The organism is Microbulbifer sp. NBRC 101763 (genome assembly GCF_040371615.1).
Taxonomy (GTDB): Bacteria; Pseudomonadota; Gammaproteobacteria; order Pseudomonadales; family Cellvibrionaceae; genus Microbulbifer; species Microbulbifer variabilis.
The window spans coordinates 288788-306739 of the sequence record NZ_BAABQV010000004.1; the positions used below are offsets into that span (position 1 = coordinate 288788).

A 17952-nucleotide genomic window follows, 5' to 3' on the forward strand; every position below is an offset into this window, starting at 1 on the left:
CGGCGACTATAAAACACAATTGCCGCCACAGCAGAGAGGGCGGTGTAGAACTGGGAGCAGACAGAATGAGTGATGTAACTTCAGACCCCGTAGTGATCGTCGGAATGGCGAGGACCCCGATGGGTGCCATGCAGGGTAGCTTATCCTCCTTGAGTGCCCCACAGTTGGGCGCAGCGGCAATTCGTGCGGCTCTGGAAGATGCAGGGGTAGCCCCCGCAGATATCGATGAAGTCCTGATGGGTTGTGTGCTTCCAGCAGGTGTGGGACAGGCGCCTGCGCGCCAAGCTTCGCTGGCAGCAGGTATTCCAGACAGCACGCCCTGTACTACCGTCAATAAGGTGTGTGGTTCTGGTATGAAGACTGTGATGATGGCCCGGGATGCGCTGTTGTTGGGGGAGGGCAAGGTCATTGTTGCCGGTGGTATGGAAAGTATGAGCAACGCCCCCTACCTTTTGCCTAAAGCCCGTTCCGGCATGCGCCTGGGGCACGGTGAGGTTAAGGACTCCATGTTTCTCGATGGCCTTGAGAATGCCGAAGACGGCAAATTGATGGGTGCTTTTGCTGAGGGTACTGCGGATAAGTATGGGTTCTCTCGTGAAGAGCAGGATGCGTTTGCCCTGGAGTCCCTGGCTCGTGCCCAGGCAGCAATTGAAAGTGGTGATTTTGCCCGTGAAGTTACCCCGGTAACCATTGCTTCCCGGCGTGGAGAGGTAGTCGTCAGTGTAGATGAGGCTCCAGGCAGTGCTCGTCCAGACAAAATCCCGCAGTTGAAACCGGCTTTCCGCAAGGATGGCACTGTCACTGCAGCCAACTCCAGTTCTATTTCCGATGGCGCTGCGGCATTGGTACTGATGCGAAAAAGTGAGGCTGATAAGCGCGGACTCAAAATATTAGCGGTTATCAAAGGGCAAGCTCAGTTTGCCCGTGAGCCCGAGTGGTTCACTATTGCCCCAGTGGGTGCCATGCATAAGTTGCTGGAAAACACCGGTTGGTCTGCTGCCGATGTTGACCTGTTTGAGATTAATGAGGCTTTCGCCGTGGTAACCATGGCAGCCATGCGTGAGCTGGAACTCCCCTGGAATAAGGTTAATGTGAACGGTGGCGCTTGTGCCCTAGGCCATCCATTGGGTGCCAGCGGTGCTCGAATCTTGACCACCCTGTTGGCCGCTATGGAGAAGCGCGATGTTAAGAAGGGCATTGCTAGCCTTTGCATCGGTGGTGGTGAGGCCACGGCGATAGCTATTGAGCGCCTGTAACTTTGGCTTAAAGCTTCACCAATAAAAAACGGAGGCTTAGCCTCCGTTTTTTATTCGGATATCAAATTGTTAAATGGGGTACAACATCACTGTATCAATTGATGTACTCCACGGCTTTTACGACCTTTTGTACTCCACCAATTGAACGGGTTACGCCCGCAGCGCGTTCTGCTTCCGCCGGGGTCAGAAGCCCCATCAAGTAAACCACCCCATTTTCTGTTACCACTTTGATGCGAGCCCCATCAATTTCCTTATCTGCAAGCAAATTGGTTTTCACTTTAGTTGTCAGCCAGGCATCACTGGTGGAGGCGAGAAAGGTGACTTTGCCGCGTACCTGTGTCTCGTTGTACACCTGTCGTACGTTCTGAACCTGCTCAGCAGTGCGGCCGGCAAGCATGCGAAGTTCCTGGTTGGGTACCTGGCCTGTGAGCAAAACCACCCCATTGAAGGAGGTTACGTCAACATTTGCTGCTTTCAGGTCGGGGTGGGCTTTGTTGATATTCACTGTGACAATGGTTTCGATTCTCTCATCATCGATATAAGTTCCCAGCGAGCGTTTCCCTGGGTCTTGCTGGATGGGGCCATCGTGAGTGGCCTCCATAACTGTGCTGCAGCCGCCAAGCAGAGAGGCTATGGCAAGCGCGGCCAGAAGGCATTTTCCAACAGAAGATAGTTTTGTTTTCATGGTTCAGTCCTCATAGCCACCGAACAGGCTGCTGTCGATCAAGTCGCACAGGCAAAAAATAGTCAGAAGGTGTACTTGGTGTACCTCTGCTGCGACATCGGAAGGCACGCGCAGTTCAATATCGTGGTTATCCAAGAGGGCAGCGCAATCGCCACCATCTCCACCGGTGAGGGCCAGGATTCCCATGTCGCGGTCTCGGGCGGCGCGCATAGCTTGTACCAAGTTGGAGTCCCCGCCATCGCTACTAATTATTATCAGCAGGTCGCCGGGTTGGCCAAGAGCGCGTACTGGATGGGCGAAAGTATCCGCACTGCCATGATTTTGTGCGACGGTGCCCATGGAGACACCGTCACTATTGAGTGCCATTGCTGGCAGGCCGGGGCGCTCGCGTTGGAAGCCGCCAGTTAATTGCGAGCTGAAACTCTGCGCCAGGGCGCCACTGACACCATTGCCGCAAAGAAGTATTTTGCTCTCTGCTAGCAGTGTGTGCACCACCATCTCACTGGCCTCCGCAATCAGGGGCGCCAGTATCTCACCGGCGTTCATGGTGGCTTCCAGACTGTGGTGAAAAAGGGTTACGACTCGCTGTTCCATTGTGTCCTTAATTCAGGCGAACCGCAGTTCGCCGTAACTTGGCAAGGTAAATCTCGGTTTTGCCTTAGGCTTCGAAGGCGTTCTTAATCCACTGAATGTTTTGCGCATCGCCGTCTATGGCAAGGACATCGAAGCGGCAGGGACAGTCCAGTTTGTGCTGTTGTAAATAGCTGTGCGCGGTGGCTAGCAGCTTTTGCTGCTTACGAATATCCACGCTGGCTCCGGCACCGCCAAAGCGACTGCTACGGCGGAAGCGCACCTCCACAAACACGACAGTATCGCCTTCACGGGCGATAAGGTCTATCTCTCCGTGACGACAGCGGTAATTGCGTTCAGTCACCGAGAGCCCCGCGCGTTGTAAGTGAAGCGCTGCGGCACCCTCCATGCGTGCGCCGACAGTACTGGCTGGACGCTTAAAGAGCTTCACTGTTTCCTGTCAGCTGGCCATTGTCTTGAGGTATCGACAGCGGCTCTACAGTTGTTATTGGCACAGGCACCCCCTTCTCGATTCGTGCCCACATCTGTTCTCGCACAATGCGGCCATCAGCACTCAGACTGAGTGCCCCAGTGAGACCATGTACTTTCTGTTGCGGAAACTGGCGCAACATGGGAAGGCGTGGGTAGAGGCGGAATGCATCGGCTCCCAGAGCGTATAAACGGGCAAATGCTGGTGCCGGAGCGGCTTGTTGCTCTATGTCTTGCTTGGTCTGGTTATTCTCAAATAACCAGGGCAGGGCGGTAAAGCGTACGCCGTTAATATCGCGGTCACGATTTGGATTGACACTACCGCCAAAAACATGGGAGGTGGCATAAACCGGTAGGTCGCCGGCGTAGTAGTAGGTCAGCATAGGATTGAGTTGGCGGGCCTGTTGGGGCAGGGCTGCTACAAACACCATATCGACATCATCGCGGCGCCGTGGGGTGAACTCCAATGGCGCGGCCAAACGGCCCTGCAGTTCCTTTTTGCGCGCTTTGCTGGCTGGGATTAGTAAAGCATCACTAACCAGGCTGGCAAACTTGCTGTTATTGGAGAATGTCTTGCCAATACTGACTGAGCCGCCGAGATTTTGCCATTCCTCCCGGAATGCTTCGGCCCCCCGTTGACCCCAGCTGCTATTGGTGGTGAGTACCATTGCCTGGCGGTGGCCCTGACGGTAGGCATGTTGGGCGATCTGACGGGCTTCGTCCTCAACAGCGAGGCCAAACTGCACTAGGTCATTGGTGAGTCGTCCCTGGTCACCATAGTTTAGCGCCAAGGTGGGTACTGGCAGCTTCTCTGTCGCCAGTAGGTTGGAGACTTTGCTCTTGTCCAGGGGGCCAATAATGAACTGAGCGCCTGCATCCACGGCATTCTGGTAGATTTCCTCGAAGGGCTGCTCTGTGCCGGTATCGTATACCATGACCCTAGGAGTGGCTCCTCCGGCGTTCAGGGCTGTGTAGTGTGCTGCCATAAAGCCATCGCGGATCGCGCGACCGGCACTGCCAAGTGAGCCGGATAAAGGCAGTAGCAGGGCGATGCTATCGGCGCGTTGAGCCGCTAGCCGTTCGAGCAGCTGTAATGCTTGTGGTGGATGTGTGTTGGCGCTATGCGCTGGCCAGCGCTCACGCCAGCGGCTAAGGGCGGTAAGTTGTGAGCTGATATCAGTCTGAGTATCTCGACCCAGTAGCGCCAGCTGATACCAGCCGCGCATCTGGGTGTCGCTGCTTTTATTGGCGCGATTCTTTAATTCACTGGAAGGTAGCTGGGTAAGTAGTTGCCATAAGCCATTGTTGTTCTCAACGATCGCGCCATCAGACTTCACAAGGTAAGAAATCTCACGTCGCTCACTAATGGCGCTGTCGAGATTACCAAGGAGGCCCCAAAGGTCTGCGCGCAAGTTGCGTAAGGGTAGCGCAGTCGACTGTGGCAATTGCGCCCAAGCACCCTCAAGGCGTGGAGATGTAGCTAAGTCCAGGGCTTCGAAGAAGTCATCGCCATCGGCAAGTAAACTGCCATACACCTGTGCATAGCTGGCATACAGGGTGTTATCCAGCTGTTCGGGAATAATTTTCACAACAGCTTCTTTGGCTGACTCTTTCTCTCCCAGCTCGTATAGAATGGCGGCCGCCCGAAGGCGCTGCTGGTCCCGCGCGGGAGCCGGCAAGGTCTCGGCGCTACGCAGTAGGCGAACGGCATCGCTGCGGCTGGCTTTGTGGCTGGCCGGGTAGGTGGGCTGGTAAGCCCCCGGTCGGGAGGCTGGAGTTTGGCAGGCGGTTAAAGCCAGTGCCAGTGCTGCCGCAGCCATGCTGGTGATCACAGTAGACGTGCGCCGGGAAGAGGCGGACATATTCTTCTCCCGCAATATTTATATTTGGAGTGAACAACTATGGGGTCGGATCAGGCGATGCTTTATATTGTCGCTACGCCTATTGGTAATTTGGCCGATATGGTACCGCGAGCTGTTGAAGTTCTACAATGTGCCGACCTGGTTGCGGCGGAGGACACACGTCACAGTCAGAGACTCTTTTCCTATTTCGATATTGAAACGCCCTTGATGGCGTATCACGACCACTCTGATGACAAGCGCACTGGCCAGATTTTGCAGCGGCTTGAGCAGGGGCAGACGGTGGCGCTGATTTCTGATGCGGGTACCCCTCTTATTTCAGATCCAGGTTATCGTTTGGTGCGAGAGGCGCGTGAGCGGGGAATCCGTGTAGCGCCGATACCTGGGCCCTGCGCCTTTGTAGCTGCTTTGAGTGCTGCAGGCTTGCCTAGTGATCGCTTCAGTTTTGAGGGGTTTCTGCCGGCCAAGGCCGGAGCCCGGGAGCGGGCTTTGCAAGAGTTAGCTGGTGCTACCCGCACGCTGGTTTTTTACGAGGCGCCACATCGAGTTGCGGATACCCTTGAAGCAATGGCAAAAGTGTTTGGTGCTGGGCGTGAAGCAGTAATTGCTCGTGAGCTTAGCAAGGCATTCGAGACTTTCCGCCTTATGCCGCTCGGTGAGCTGGTCAGCTGGGTGCGCTCGGATGCTAATCAGCGGCGTGGCGAAATTGTCCTGCTGGTACGCGGAGCCGAGCGTCGCCTAGTCAATGAGCTGGATGCGGAGGCGCAGAGAGTGATGTCGCTACTCCTTGCGGAGTTGCCGCCCAAGAAGGCTGCGGCTATCGCTGGGGAAATTACCGGCGTTAACAAGAAAGAGCTTTACAATTGGAGCTTGCAGCAGAAATAAGGCGCGGGCTTTTCTTTGTAATTAAGCTTTGCCTGTTGCAATCCCGCTGTCGCCTCATTACTCTTCGCCGCGAGCTGGCCGGGCAATCGCTGTCACCTTGTGTGATGGAGGAAAGTCCGGGCTCCATAGGGTGGAACGCCAGGTAACGCCTGGGGGGTGTGAGCCTACGGAAAGTGCAGCAGAGAGTAGACCGCCGATGGCTTCTTCGGAAGCACAGGTAAGGGTGAAAGGGTGCGGTAAGAGCGCACCGCGCGGCTGGTAACAGTCCGCGGCATGGTAAACCCCGTTCGGAGCAAGACCAAATAGGCCCTCTATAGGTGTGACCCGCACTGAGGGCGGGTAGGTCGCTTGAGGTGTCTGGTGACAGGCATCCCAGATGAATGATTGTCCTCGACAGAACCCGGCTTATAGGCCAGCTCATCCATTCCCGAAGCCCGGCAAGTGCCGGGTTTTCTCTTTTCTATAAATCCGGAACCCTGTTTTTGACGCTTAATTCATGTGGCGAGGCTGCAGTGCGACTATGTGGCGTGTGTCACACGACTTGAATTGTTAGTTTAAAATAATCGATCATTTTGTGAGTGAGTGCTCGCACTAATTTGTTGATATGTGAAGATGATATTGGCGCCACTCGCCAAATCTATTCTGTAAGCCGCGAGTTTACTGGGGTTTATGGGGACTTTGGGGTCGATTTCCTTGACTTTGCGATACCCAGTTTTATAGTGTCAAAGGTGGGAAAAAGTGGAAAATCGTGGAACTTTGTGGTTTATTCGCAGCCAGTAAGTGGGTGTTTACATTGCGCGAATAAAGTTTGGGTTTTCCCGCTAGCAACCTGCAAAGGTGCAGTTCGCTGCGATAGGCGTAATTGATAGCGAGTGAAAATCTCAAAGTGTATTTGGGTAGCCATGCAATCAATATGGATGCCAAGGGGCGTCTGGCGATACCAGCGCGGGTCCGCGACCGGCTGCTGGATGACTGCGCCGGTTGTTTGGTGATTACTGCGCATACAGAGGAGCGTTGCTTGCTGGTTTACCCTGCGCCCCAGTGGCAGCAGATTTTACCAAAGATAGAGTCCCTACCCAGTTTTAATAAAGTGGCGCGCCGCGCCCAGCGTCTTTTAATTGGCTATGCCTGCGAATTGCAGGTGGATGGTAATGGCCGGGTATTGATCCCACCTACCTTGCGTGAATACGCCGGGCTGGAAAAGAAGCTGATGCTGGTAGGGCAGGGAAAAAAATTAGAACTTTGGAGCGAGGAACGCTGGATGTCCTGGCTCGATGACAGTGAAGATGAGGAGGGAATGCCAGAGGAAATGGCATCCCTCTCTTTATAAGGAGTACACGGGGTGTCTCAAGAATTGCATCGCAGTGTGTTACTGCGCGAGGCCGTGGACGCCCTGATTACTGATCCAGACGGCTTTTATATCGATGGGACTTTTGGCCGTGGTGGCCACAGTGCCGCAATCTTGAAACAGCTAGGTCCCAAGGGACGTTTGCTGGCCGTTGATAAGGATCCACAGGCGATTGAATACGCCCATCAGCGCTTTCAGTCTGATTCACGTTTTTCGATCTGGCACGGCTCTTTTGCCGATATGGACAGTGCGGCGGCTGAGCAGTCGGGGCGGGTCAACGGCATTTTATTGGATTTGGGCGTCTCATCCCCGCAGCTGGATCAAGCTGAACGCGGTTTTAGTTTTATGCAGGATGGGCCACTGGATATGCGCATGGATACCAGTCGTGGTCTCAGCGCAGCCCAATGGGTGAATACCGAAGATGAGGCTGAAATGGCCAGGGTCTTCAAAGAGTATGGGGAGGAGCGTTTCGCTCGCCGTATGGCTGCCGCTATCGTGCGCCGCCGGGTGGAAAAGCTCTTTGAGCGAACTTTAGATTTAGCGGAAGTAGTCAAAGCGGCCAATCCCGCCTGGGAGAAAGGCAAGCATCCCGCCACCCGGGTTTTTCAGGCAATTCGTATCCATGTTAATGGCGAGTTGGATGATTTGCAGAGCGCGTTGGATAAATCCCTGCAGCTGCTGGCTCCGGGAGGGCGGTTGGTCATTATCAGCTTCCATTCGCTGGAGGATCGCATGGTCAAGCGCTTTATTCGCGAGAAGGAGCGTGGCCCGCAACTGCCCCGGGGGCTGCCGGTAATGGATAGTCAGATCGCCAGGTCTCTGCGCTCTCTGGGTAAGGCAGTGAAAGCCAATGAAGTTGAGGTGGATGAGAATCTGCGCTCGCGCAGTGCGGTAATGCGGGTTGCGGAAAAGCTGTCAGGGAACTGATAGCAATGCGGGGCAAACTTTTGATCGGGCTCGGGTGTTTGTGGTTGGCCGCGATGGCTTCAGCCCTGTCTGTAGTTTATTCAACCCAGCGCAGCAGAGAACTGACCGCTGAATTGGGTAGAGCACAAAAAGCTCAGGATGAATTGCGCTATGAGCAGGAGCGTTTGCTGTTGGAGCGAGGAGCCTGGTCTGCCTACAGCCGCGTGGAAAAGGTAGCTCGCGAAGAATTAAAAATGCATGTGCCAGCTCCATCTGATCAGGTGCTGGTAACGGTGGATTGATATTAAGAACTACAAGCCTTAATAGATTAGGCCCCGTGGTTTGTATGTCTTTGTGCTTTGAAGAGTGGCACCAAAATAAGCATAAGAATTTTGAGCGTAAAGGGTTTTAGGCGGGTTGTTCAAGAGAGCCCTGAAGGAATTTGATTTCAAAGTGAAAAAATAACGCCAACTGGAAAAATATGGGCGCAATCAAGAAAAAGCAAGTTCAACCGGGAATTGCCCGCTGGCGTTTTGTGCTGGTGGCAGCTCTGTTATGCCTGCTTGCAGTGGCTTTGGTGCTACATCTGGCGCGCTTGCAGGTTGTGCCCGCTGCAGAACGCGGTTATCAGTTTCTACAGGACCAGGGGCGTGCGCGGACTATTCGCACGGAGGAAATCGCTGCTTATAGGGGCTCCATTGTCGACCGCAACGGCGAACTACTAGCGGTCAGCACACCGGTGCATAGTTTGTGGGCAAACCCCAAGCTTTTGAAAGAAAGTGGTATTAAAAAGCTTGATGAGTTAGCCCGGGCCCTTGAGTTAAAGCCATCTAAATTTGCCACGCGCTTGGAAAAGTACCGCAATAAAGAGTTTATGTATTTGCGCCGTCACTTGACCCCTGAACAGGCCGGCAAGGTACTGGATCTCGGGCTTTCTGGGGTTTATAGCAAGAAAGAATACAGACGCTTTTACCCTGCTGGGGAGGTGGTTGCCCAACTTTTGGGTTTTACCAATATTGATGATCGTGGCCAGGAGGGTCTGGAGCTGGCCTACGATAAGTGGCTTTCTGGCCAACCTGGTGCACAGCAAGTAGTAAAGGATCTAAAAGGCCGCACTGTCCAGGAGCTGGCCATTCAGAGAGAAGCACAGCCAGGCCAGGATTTGCGCCTGTCCATCGATATGCGCCTGCAATACCTGGCTTATCGTGAGTTAAAGCGAGCTGTTGCTGAAAATGGTGCTGCCTCGGGTTTTATGGTGATTCTCGACACCCATAGTGGCGATGTGTTGGCGATGGCCAACCAGCCCTCATTTAATCCCAACAACCGCAAAGGCGTGAAGGCCTCAGCCATGCGTAATCGCGCCCTAATCGACCAGTTTGAGCCCGGTTCCACGGTAAAACCCTTGACTGTGTTAGCTGCTCTGGAAACCGGGCGCTACAAACCTCACACCCAGATTGATACCAGTCCTGGCTATATACGTGTGCCAGGCAAAACCCTTGTTGACCCGGTTAATTATGGCAAGTTGGATCTCACTCGCATTATCACCAAGTCGAGCCAGGTTGGTATCACAAAAATTGCCTTGGATCTGGAACCAAATTCGCTACGGGAACTCTTTTACCGCCTGGGCCTGGGAGAGGCAGTTGGCAGTGGGTTTCCTGGAGAGACACCGGGCATTCTGCCAAGCCGTAGTCGCTGGCACCCAATCGAGCGGGCCAATTTTGCCTTCGGCTACGGCTTAACAGTAAATGCTGTGCAGTTGGCTCAGGCCTATAGCGTGCTGGCCAATGCCGGGCTCAAGCGGCCAGTCTCCCTAGTGTTATCTGGGGATAAAGTCGATGTTGAGCCCGAACGGGTGATTGAAGGGCCGCTGGCGCAGCAGGTAACCGCCATGTTGGAGACGGTTATTGGTGCTAGTGGTACGGGGCGTCGAGCCAAGGTGGACGGTTATCGTGTTGCTGGTAAGACCGGCACGGTGCACAAAGTCGGCCGCAGAGGTTATGAAGATAGTCGTTACCGCTCGGTATTTGCTGGCTTTATCCCTGCTGACAAACCCCGCCTGGCTGCGGTTGTAGTTATTGATGATCTCAGCCATGACAAGTATTCCGGTGGTGAAGTGGCGGCACCGGTATTCGGATCGGTAATGGCTGGAGCTATGCGCCTGCTGCAGGTACCGCCAGAGCAAGTGGAGCCCGCGGAACGACAGCTGGCCGCGCAGTTAAGCGAGAGAGGTTCAAAATCGTGACTCAGCGCGAAAAACAATTTATTTCCCTACAGGAATTAGTGCCAGGTTATGCGGGTATCCCCGATATTGCCGTTAGTGGCGTTGCCCTGGATAGTCGCAAGGTAAAAGCCGGCGATGTATTTATGGCGCTGCGCGGTTCTATCGTTGATGGGCGAGAATATATTGACTCTGCAATTGAGGCTGGCGCTGCAGCAGTGCTAGCTGATGGCGATACACTGGAATGTAAAAGCCGCGGTGACATTCAGATTGTCAGTGTGCCGGGTTTGGCCAAGCGTGTTGGTGAGATTGCCTCGCGTTTTCATGGAAACCCCAGTGGAGAAATGCATCTGGTTGGGGTGACCGGTACTAATGGTAAGACTACTTGTGCCTACCTGACTTCTCAATTATTGGCCCATCATTTTGGCAACGCCGCTGTGATTGGCACCATTGGTAATGGTATTTGGAATGACGGGGAAATTGAGTTACAGGAAACTGGGCTCACAACGCCAGACCCTGTGTATCTGCAGGCAGACTTTGCCAATTTTCGGGATCGTGGAGTACGAGCTGCGGCAATGGAGGTTTCCTCCCACTCCCTTTCCCAGGGGCGTGTGCATGGTCTGATTTTTGATACGGCTATTTTCACCAACCTTTCCCGCGACCACTTGGATTACCACGGCAATATGGCTGCATATGGTGCTGCCAAGGAAAAACTGTTCGGGCTACCGAAGCTGAAACGCGGCATTATCAACTTGGATGACCCTTTTGGTGCCCAGCTGGCAGAGCGCTGTAAATTGCGCGGCCTGCGTGTGCTGACTTACGGACTGCAAGCTGGTGACCTGCATGTGACCGATCTTTGCCGTCATGAAAAGGGCTTTTCTGTTGAACTCGATTCACCCTGGGGGCGTGGTGAATTAAACGCGCCCCTGATCGGGGATTTCAATATTTACAATGCACTCGCGGTAGTTGCAGCGGCGGCATCTGCAGGCATGCCGTTTGAGGAAATTCTCGCCGTTTTTCCCACTATAAAAGCGGTGCCTGGCCGTATGGAGCGAGTACAGGTAAAGGGGGCGGATGAAGTGGGAGTGTTAGTGGATTATGCCCACACCCCGGATGCTCTGCGCGCTGCCTTGGCTGCTGCCCGCCCATACTGCCGAGGCAATTTACTCTGCGTGTTTGGCTGTGGTGGCGACCGGGATAGCGGCAAGCGTGCATCCATGGGGCGCATTGCCTCAGAGATGGCCGATCGTGCAATTGTGACCAGCGATAACCCCCGCAGTGAAGAACCACAAAAAATTATCGACGATATTCTTGAAGGCGCCGCCAATAATATTGAAGTGGAAATCGATCGTGCCAAAGCTATCGCCCAAGCTGTCGCAGCGGCACAACCGGGGGATATCGTCCTTATTGCAGGCAAAGGTCACGAGGATTACCAGATTATCGGTAGTGAAAAAATTCATTTCTGCGATCGAGAACATGCTGCGGCAGCACTGCGTTTGCGCGCTGGCAAGTCTGCGCAGGCTGAGGGTATGGAGGGAGAAACCCAGTGATCAGGTCTTTGTCCCTGCAGGATTTACAGGCCCGTTTTGGCGGTGAGCTGGTTAACGGTTCCGTGGAGTTTTCGCAGGTGTTTACTGATACCCGGAAACTCAATCCCCAAGCTTTGTTCGTGGCATTAGTGGGTGAGAACTTCGATGCGCATGATTTTGTAGGCGAGTTGGATGGCCAGGTATTGGGGTTAGTGGTTGATCGCGAAGTCCCCGGTTGCAGCTTGCCGCAGTGGAGGGTGGAGGATACTACTGTAGCCCTTGGACAGATTGGCCTGATGTGCCGCGAACAGTTTACGGGACCGGTAATTGCTATCACTGGCTCTTGTGGCAAAACCACTGTCAAGGAAATGCTCTCGGCTATTTTTTCCCAGCGCCACACTCCCTGTGTGACCAGGGGGAATTTGAACAATCAGTTCGGCTTGCCAATGACCCTCTTTGGCCTTTCTGATCAGCACGATGTACTGATTCTGGAAATGGGGGCCAGCGGGCCTGATGACATCGGTTATTTGTGCGGTATCGGCAAGCCTCTGGTCAGCGCAGTCAATAATGTGATGCCTGCCCATGTGGAAGGCTTTGGTTCGGTGGATGCCATTGCTAGGGCAAAAGGGCAGATTTACTCAGGTCTGGAAGTTGGTGGTACTGCAATTATCAATGCCGATGATAACTATGCGGATTACTGGCGGCAGCGCATGCCGGAAGGTGTGCGCACTTTGGAGATAGGTCTCTCCAATCAGTGTGCGCTGTACGCTGAGAATATTGAGTTGGATGCAACCGGCTGCGCCGCATTTGACTTGGTTATTGAGGGTGTTACGCACCCAGTTAAGTTGCAGTTACTGGGCGAGCATAACGTTCACAATGCCCTTGTTGCTGCCGGCTGCGCTTTTGCCGCAGGCATCCCGGCTGCGGAAATTGTTCAGGGGCTGGCAAATATCAGCGGGGTATCCGGGCGTCTGCAGGAGCAGCCAGGCATCGCCGGAGCGACGGTGATTGATGATAGCTACAACGCAAACCCGGGTTCAGTAGGGGCCGCTATAGAGCTGCTCGCGCAACGGCCGGGTAAGAAAATTTTGGTATTGGGCGATATGGGTGAATTGGGCCCTGACGCCGAGGATATGCACCGTGGTGTCGGTGCCCTAGCGCGCAAGCGGGGGCTTGATGCGCTATTTACTTTTGGGCCGCTGGGTACTGCCGCCAGTATGGCTTTTATCGAGGGGCGCCATGAGTCTCTGCGCAATTACCGGGAAAGAGAGCTGCTGATCGCGGCTGTGACTCAAGAGCTTGACAACAATACTACCGTACTGGTGAAAGGTTCTCGCAGCGCTCGAATGGAACTGGTGGCGCAGGCACTGCTTGGCAACAGCAGAGGGGAGATGTAATGCTGCTTTGGCTGGCGGAATTATTACAACAACATGTGAGCACCTTTGCGGTGTTCAATTATTTAACTGTGCGCGCAATTCTGGCAGCACTTACTGCCTTGGGAATTTCCCTGATTGTTGGGCCGCGCATGATCAACTGGCTCAATCATTTACAGGTTGGGCAAGCCATCCGTGACGATGGCCCTCAGAGCCACTTAAGTAAATCGGGTACACCCACTATGGGCGGTACACTGATACTTGCCTCTATTTTTTCCTCTGCACTATTGTGGTCGGATTTGGGTAACCGCTACGTATGGGTAACCCTGTTGGTTACCTTTGTATTTGGTGCTGTCGGTTTTGTCGATGACTATAAAAAAGTTGTACATAAGAACCCTCGCGGCTTAATTGCCCGGTGGAAATATTTCTGGCAATCCATTGCTGGCTTGGGCGCTGCGATTTATCTCTATATGAGTGCAACAAGCCCGGCGGAAACTCAATTTTTTGTGCCTTTTTTCAAGGATGTTGCCATTAACCTGGGGCCAGTGAGCTTTATTTTACTGACTTACTTTGTCGTAGTCGGCTCCAGTAACGCAGTCAACCTTACCGATGGCCTGGATGGTCTAGCCATTATGCCAACGGTAATGGTAGGCGGAGCCCTGGGAATTATTGCTTACTTATCTGGGCACGTTGAGTTTGCCAATTATCTGCATATTCCCGCAATTGCCGGAGCTGGGGAGTTGGCAGTGTTTTGTGCAGCTCTGTGTGGCGCCGGGCTCGGTTTTTTATGGTTTAACACCTATCCCGCCCAGGTATTTATGGGAGATGTGGGTGCGCTGGCACTGGGTGCGGCACTGGGAATCATTGCGGTAATTACGCGGCATGAAATTGTACTGTTCATTATGGGTGGCGTTTTTGTAATGGAAACAGTTTCTGTCATCCTGCAGGTGGCGTCATTCAAACTGACTGGTAAGCGTATTTTCCGCATGGCACCGCTGCATCATCATTTTGAATTAAAAGGTTGGCCGGAACCACGCGTAATTGTGCGGTTTTGGATTATCACTGTGATCCTCGTATTAGCCGGGTTGGCAACACTCAAGCTTAGATAAAAACAAATGAGCCTGATCGCGACTTCTTCGCAACAGAAAGTGGTAATTGGTCTTGGCGCTACCGGAAAATCGGTGGTGCGCTATCTGCTGCGTCACGGTCACACACCTGTGGTTGTCGATAGTCGTGAAAAGCCGTCGGGATTAGATGCTTTTTATAAAGAGTTTCCGCAAGTGCCGGTGGAAACCGGAGCGTTACGTCCAGACACACTGCTTGCAGCCAGCTTAATTATTGCCAGCCCAGGCGTTGCCCTGGCTGAGCCTGTGTTGCAACAAGCTGTGGCCGAGGGTATTCCCGTGATTGGGGATATTGAGTTATTTGCCCAAGCGCTTATACGTGAAAAGTCTACCGCGAAGCTAGTGGCAATTACCGGCTCCAATGGCAAAAGCACGGTAACCACCTTACTTGGCAAGATGGCTGAGGCGGCAGGTGTCGATGTGCGTGTGGGGGGAAATATTGGCGTACCGGTATTGGATTTACTTCAGAAGCCTTTGCCGCAATTGTTCGTTTTGGAGCTTTCCAGTTTCCAATTGGAGACGACCTATTCGCTAGCGGCAACTGTCGCCACGATTTTGAATATGAGTGCGGACCATATGGACCGCTACCCCAGTATGGTGGAGTACCACCGGGCCAAGCAGCGGGTTTATCGCGGTGCTGAACAATTTGTTGTCAATCGCGCTGACCCCCTCACTCAGGGGCCCTTGTCACGAGAGAGACGTGAGTGGACTTTTGGCCTGGACCAGCCTGATCTTAATCAGTTTGGTGTGCGTATTGTCGATGGGCAGGGTTGGCTGGTTCAGGGTACTGAGCGACTGCTGCCGATAGAAGCAATGGCCATGGTGGGCAAGCACAATGTTGCCAATGCTCTCGCAGCGCTCGCACTGGGTAATGCTGTTGAATTGCCTATGCAGGCAATGCTTGGAGTGCTGAAGACCTTCCGAGGGTTACCACATCGATGTGAGCGGGTGGCCGACCTGGATGGGGTTATTTATGTCAATGACTCCAAAGGTACGAATGTGGGCGCAACCCAGGCGGCGCTGGATGGCCTGGCAACGGAAAGCCGTAAAATAGTATTGATTGCTGGTGGCGATGGCAAGGGCGCTGACTTTTCTGCATTGAGCAGCAGTGTAAATACACTGCGTGCAATGGTTTCTATTGGTGCCGATGGCGATAAGGTCGCTCAAAGTTTTGCAGACGAGTGTGAAATTTGTCGGGCTGAATCTATGGTGGATGCCGTCGCTCAGGCTCGAAGGCTGGCGCATAATGGTGACTACGTATTGCTGTCGCCGGCTTGTGCCAGTTTTGATATGTATCGTAATTTTGAAGCCCGAGGCGATGATTTCCGCAATTCGGTTCTCGCACTTTGTGAAGCTGGGGGGGCTGGATGAACGAACTCCCGGCACCTTCAAATAGGCGAGATTTCCTCGATGCCCTATTGCCGCTCAGTGTACTGGCACTGGTCAGTATCGGAGTGGTGATGGTCGCTTCTGCTTCTATCGCGTTTGCGAGTGATATTTATGCGGATCCCTGGTATTTCCTTAAGAGGCATTTGGCATTCCTGGCGATAGGTGCTGTGGTGGCACTGGTTGTGAGCCAGATTCCGTTGGCTATTTGGTCGCGCTTGTCATGGCCGCTTTTACTGTTTTCCTGCCTGTTACTGATTGTCGTATTGGTGCCGGGTATTGGGCGTGAAGTAAATGGTAGTCGTCGCTGGTTGGTTCTTGCCGGGATTACCATCCAGCCTGCCGAAGTGGCCAAGTTTTGCATGCTGGTATTTTTTGCGAGCTTTTTGACTCGCCGTAACAAGCAGTTGCATCACTGGAGCAGTTTTATGGTTCCGGTGGTTATTTTAGGCACTGTTGCACTATTGCTGTTATTACAGCCGGACTTTGGTTCTGTGGTAGTGCTTTCCGGTACAGTGCTTGCAATGGTTTTTTTGGGTGGGGCTCGGTTGCCACACACATTCCTGCTGGTAGCGGCAGCGGCCTGTGGACTTGCCTTGATGGCTCTCACGAGCCCCTACCGCTTGCAGCGACTACTGACATTTTTAGACCCTTGGGGCGACCAGTTTGCCAGTGGCTACCAGTTGACCCAGTCGTTAATCGCTTTTGGTCGGGGAGAGTGGTTTGGTGTAGGTCTTGGTAATAGTGTGCAGAAACTATTTTATCTTCCCGAGGCGCACACCGACTTTATTTTCGCCATCCTTGCCGAGGAATGGGGCATGGTTGGCGGCCTGGTGGTAGTTGGTCTTTTTGTGGCATTGACCTACTCGCTACTGCGTCTTGTACGTACGGCTTTGACTCAGCAGAAATTCTTCGCAGCACTATTGGCCTTTGGTATGGCTGTGCAGTTGGCTGGACAGGCTTTTGTAAATATGGGGGTGGCTTCGGGTTTATTACCAACCAAGGGACTGACCTTACCTTTCGTCAGTTCCGGTGGTAGCAGTTTAATAATTTGCTGTGCGCTACTTGGATTGGCATTGAGAATTCGCAGTGAATTGCACGCGCAATCAGATGGTGGTAATGCAGCCCTCGGTCTTTTCAGGCAGCTACCAATGTTCGGCCTGGCACGTTCCGGCGGCACCATGAGCCATGGGGAGGCAGTGTAATGTCCCAGAGCGAAAAGATTTTTCCCGGCAAGAAATTTTTGGTAATGGCAGGTGGTACCGGAGGGCATGTCTTTCCCGCATTGGCGGTGGCTAAGGCCTTGCATGATCAGGGTGCCAGTGTTGAATGGTTAGGTACCGAGCGCGGAATAGAAGCGCGTTTGATTCCCGAGGCGGATATCCCGCTACATTTTATTCGAGTGGAGGGGGTACGTGGTAAAGGTAAACTGGCCCTCTTAAAGGCACCATTACAGATAATACGCGCTGTTTCTCAGGCGCGCGCAGTGATTAAAAAAGTACAGCCAGACTTGGTGCTCGGTTTTGGAGGGTTCGCGACAGGCCCTGGTGGTGTGGCTTCAAGGGTTTGCGGGGTTCCGCTGATTATCCACGAGCAAAACGCAGTGGCGGGGACTACTAATCGTTTACTATCCCGAATTGCCAACAGGGTATTAGAAGCTTTTCCCAGTGGCCTGCCCGGTGCTGTACAGGTCGGCAACCCTGTGCGCAGTGAGATTGCCTCCTTACCGGAGCCTCAGTTGCGTATAGGCACAGAGTCACCTTTGCGCTTGCTGGTGCTGGGAGGCAGCCTGGGAGCAGTGGCTATTAATGAGCTGGTGCCCAGGGCGATAGCTCAATTACCAATTTCTCTGCGGCCGCAAGTAGTACATCAGTCGGGCGAGCGCCACTTGGACTTGGCTCGGGAAGCGTATCGTACTGCAGGCATAGAAGCTGAGGTTGTACCTTTTATTTCAGATATGGCTGAAGCTTACAGCGCAGCGGATCTGATTATTTGCCGGGCAGGTGCTTTAACTGTATCTGAAATTGCCGCCGCAGGAGTAGGCGCAATTATGGTTCCTTTCCCATTTGCTATTGATGACCACCAGACACGCAATGGGGAGTGGTTGCAAAGTGCGGGGGGGGCTATTGTGGTTCAACAGAACGCAATGGATGTACAGGCGCTTTCCATGTTGTTACAGGAACTTCTTTCGAGTCCAAAGAAACTACTGGAGATGGCTGTGGCCGCACGGCGCGCAGCTAAAACGGATGCGACTGAGCAGGTAGTGACTGCCTGCAGTGAAGAACTGGCTTTGGCCAGATAATTAATAGTAAGTGGACGAAGGT

Annotated in this window: 16 protein-coding genes and 1 other RNA gene; 13 read left to right on the top strand and 4 right to left on the bottom strand. The window is 53.5% G+C overall.

The window, feature by feature from the left end:
• Positions 1-65 precede the first annotated feature (65 nt).
• On the top strand, positions 66-1256 hold the full coding sequence (locus ABWV76_RS11865) for a thiolase family protein (protein ID WP_353376030.1): 1191 nt from the start codon (positions 66-68) through the stop codon (positions 1254-1256).
• A gap of 94 nt (positions 1257-1350) precedes the next feature.
• On the opposite strand, the gene ABWV76_RS11870 is transcribed toward ABWV76_RS11865, so the two are convergent.
• The 4 genes from ABWV76_RS11870 to ABWV76_RS11885 all read right to left on the bottom strand — a co-directional run bounded on the left by ABWV76_RS11870 (position 1351) and on the right by ABWV76_RS11885 (position 4862).
• Positions 1351-1941: a BON domain-containing protein gene (locus tag ABWV76_RS11870; RefSeq protein WP_282952649.1), complete on the bottom strand. Its 591-nt coding sequence runs from the start codon at positions 1939-1941 to the stop codon at positions 1351-1353.
• Between the two features lie 3 nt (positions 1942-1944).
• Positions 1945-2535: an SIS domain-containing protein gene (locus ABWV76_RS11875; protein ID WP_020412612.1), complete on the bottom strand. Its 591-nt coding sequence runs from the start codon at positions 2533-2535 to the stop codon at positions 1945-1947.
• Positions 2536-2599: 64 nt separating this feature from the next.
• Positions 2600-2962 (bottom strand): YraN family protein, encoded by a 363-nt coding sequence (locus tag ABWV76_RS11880; protein WP_020412613.1) that lies wholly within the window; start codon positions 2960-2962, stop codon positions 2600-2602.
• Positions 2949-4862: a penicillin-binding protein activator gene (locus tag ABWV76_RS11885; RefSeq protein ID WP_353376031.1), complete on the bottom strand. Its 1914-nt coding sequence runs from the start codon at positions 4860-4862 to the stop codon at positions 2949-2951. The genes ABWV76_RS11880 and ABWV76_RS11885 overlap by 14 nt, the downstream gene beginning before the upstream one ends.
• Before the next feature lie 39 nt (positions 4863-4901).
• Between ABWV76_RS11885 and rsmI the strand changes: the two genes are divergently transcribed.
• From rsmI to murG, 12 genes are all read left to right on the top strand, one after another.
• The gene (gene rsmI / locus ABWV76_RS11890) at positions 4902-5744 is read left to right on the top strand and encodes a 16S rRNA (cytidine(1402)-2'-O)-methyltransferase (RefSeq protein WP_353376032.1); all 843 of its coding nucleotides are present in this window, start codon (positions 4902-4904) and stop codon (positions 5742-5744) included.
• Positions 5745-5814: 70 nt separating this feature from the next.
• Positions 5815-6168: RNase P RNA component class A (gene rnpB / locus ABWV76_RS11895), an RNA gene on the top strand.
• 462 nt (positions 6169-6630) lie between these two features.
• Positions 6631-7074, top strand: coding sequence for a division/cell wall cluster transcriptional repressor MraZ (gene mraZ, locus ABWV76_RS11900; RefSeq protein WP_282953554.1), 444 nt, complete (start codon positions 6631-6633; stop codon positions 7072-7074).
• 12 nt (positions 7075-7086) lie between these two features.
• Complete coding sequence (rsmH, locus tag ABWV76_RS11905; RefSeq protein ID WP_020412617.1) at positions 7087-8019, top strand: 16S rRNA (cytosine(1402)-N(4))-methyltransferase RsmH; 933 nt, start codon at positions 7087-7089, stop codon at positions 8017-8019.
• Positions 8020-8024: 5 nt separating this feature from the next.
• Positions 8025-8300 carry a cell division protein FtsL gene (gene ftsL, locus ABWV76_RS11910; protein ID WP_020412618.1) on the top strand — a complete coding sequence of 92 codons (276 nt, stop codon included), beginning with the start codon at positions 8025-8027 and terminating at the stop codon, positions 8298-8300.
• A gap of 179 nt (positions 8301-8479) precedes the next feature.
• Positions 8480-10240 (top strand): peptidoglycan D,D-transpeptidase FtsI family protein, encoded by a 1761-nt coding sequence (locus tag ABWV76_RS11915; RefSeq protein ID WP_282952652.1) that lies wholly within the window; start codon positions 8480-8482, stop codon positions 10238-10240.
• Positions 10237-11766 carry a UDP-N-acetylmuramoyl-L-alanyl-D-glutamate--2,6-diaminopimelate ligase gene (locus tag ABWV76_RS11920; protein ID WP_020412620.1) on the top strand — a complete coding sequence of 510 codons (1530 nt, stop codon included), beginning with the start codon at positions 10237-10239 and terminating at the stop codon, positions 11764-11766. The genes ABWV76_RS11915 and ABWV76_RS11920 overlap by 4 nt, the downstream gene beginning before the upstream one ends.
• The gene (locus ABWV76_RS11925) at positions 11763-13142 is read left to right on the top strand and encodes a UDP-N-acetylmuramoyl-tripeptide--D-alanyl-D-alanine ligase (RefSeq protein WP_353376033.1); all 1380 of its coding nucleotides are present in this window, start codon (positions 11763-11765) and stop codon (positions 13140-13142) included. Before ABWV76_RS11920 ends, ABWV76_RS11925 begins: the two co-directional genes overlap by 4 nt.
• Complete coding sequence (gene mraY, locus ABWV76_RS11930; RefSeq protein ID WP_020412622.1) at positions 13142-14227, top strand: phospho-N-acetylmuramoyl-pentapeptide-transferase; 1086 nt, start codon at positions 13142-13144, stop codon at positions 14225-14227. Before ABWV76_RS11925 ends, mraY begins: the two co-directional genes overlap by 1 nt.
• Positions 14228-14233: 6 nt before the next feature.
• A complete protein-coding gene (gene murD / locus ABWV76_RS11935) occupies positions 14234-15613 on the top strand; it encodes a UDP-N-acetylmuramoyl-L-alanine--D-glutamate ligase (protein ID WP_020412623.1) in 1380 nt (459 codons plus the stop codon).
• A complete protein-coding gene (ftsW, locus tag ABWV76_RS11940; RefSeq protein WP_020412624.1) occupies positions 15610-16833 on the top strand; it encodes a putative lipid II flippase FtsW in 1224 nt (407 codons plus the stop codon). The genes murD and ftsW overlap by 4 nt, the downstream gene beginning before the upstream one ends.
• A complete protein-coding gene (murG, locus tag ABWV76_RS11945; protein WP_020412625.1) occupies positions 16833-17930 on the top strand; it encodes an undecaprenyldiphospho-muramoylpentapeptide beta-N-acetylglucosaminyltransferase in 1098 nt (365 codons plus the stop codon). Before ftsW ends, murG begins: the two co-directional genes overlap by 1 nt.
• Positions 17931-17952 lie beyond the last annotated feature (22 nt).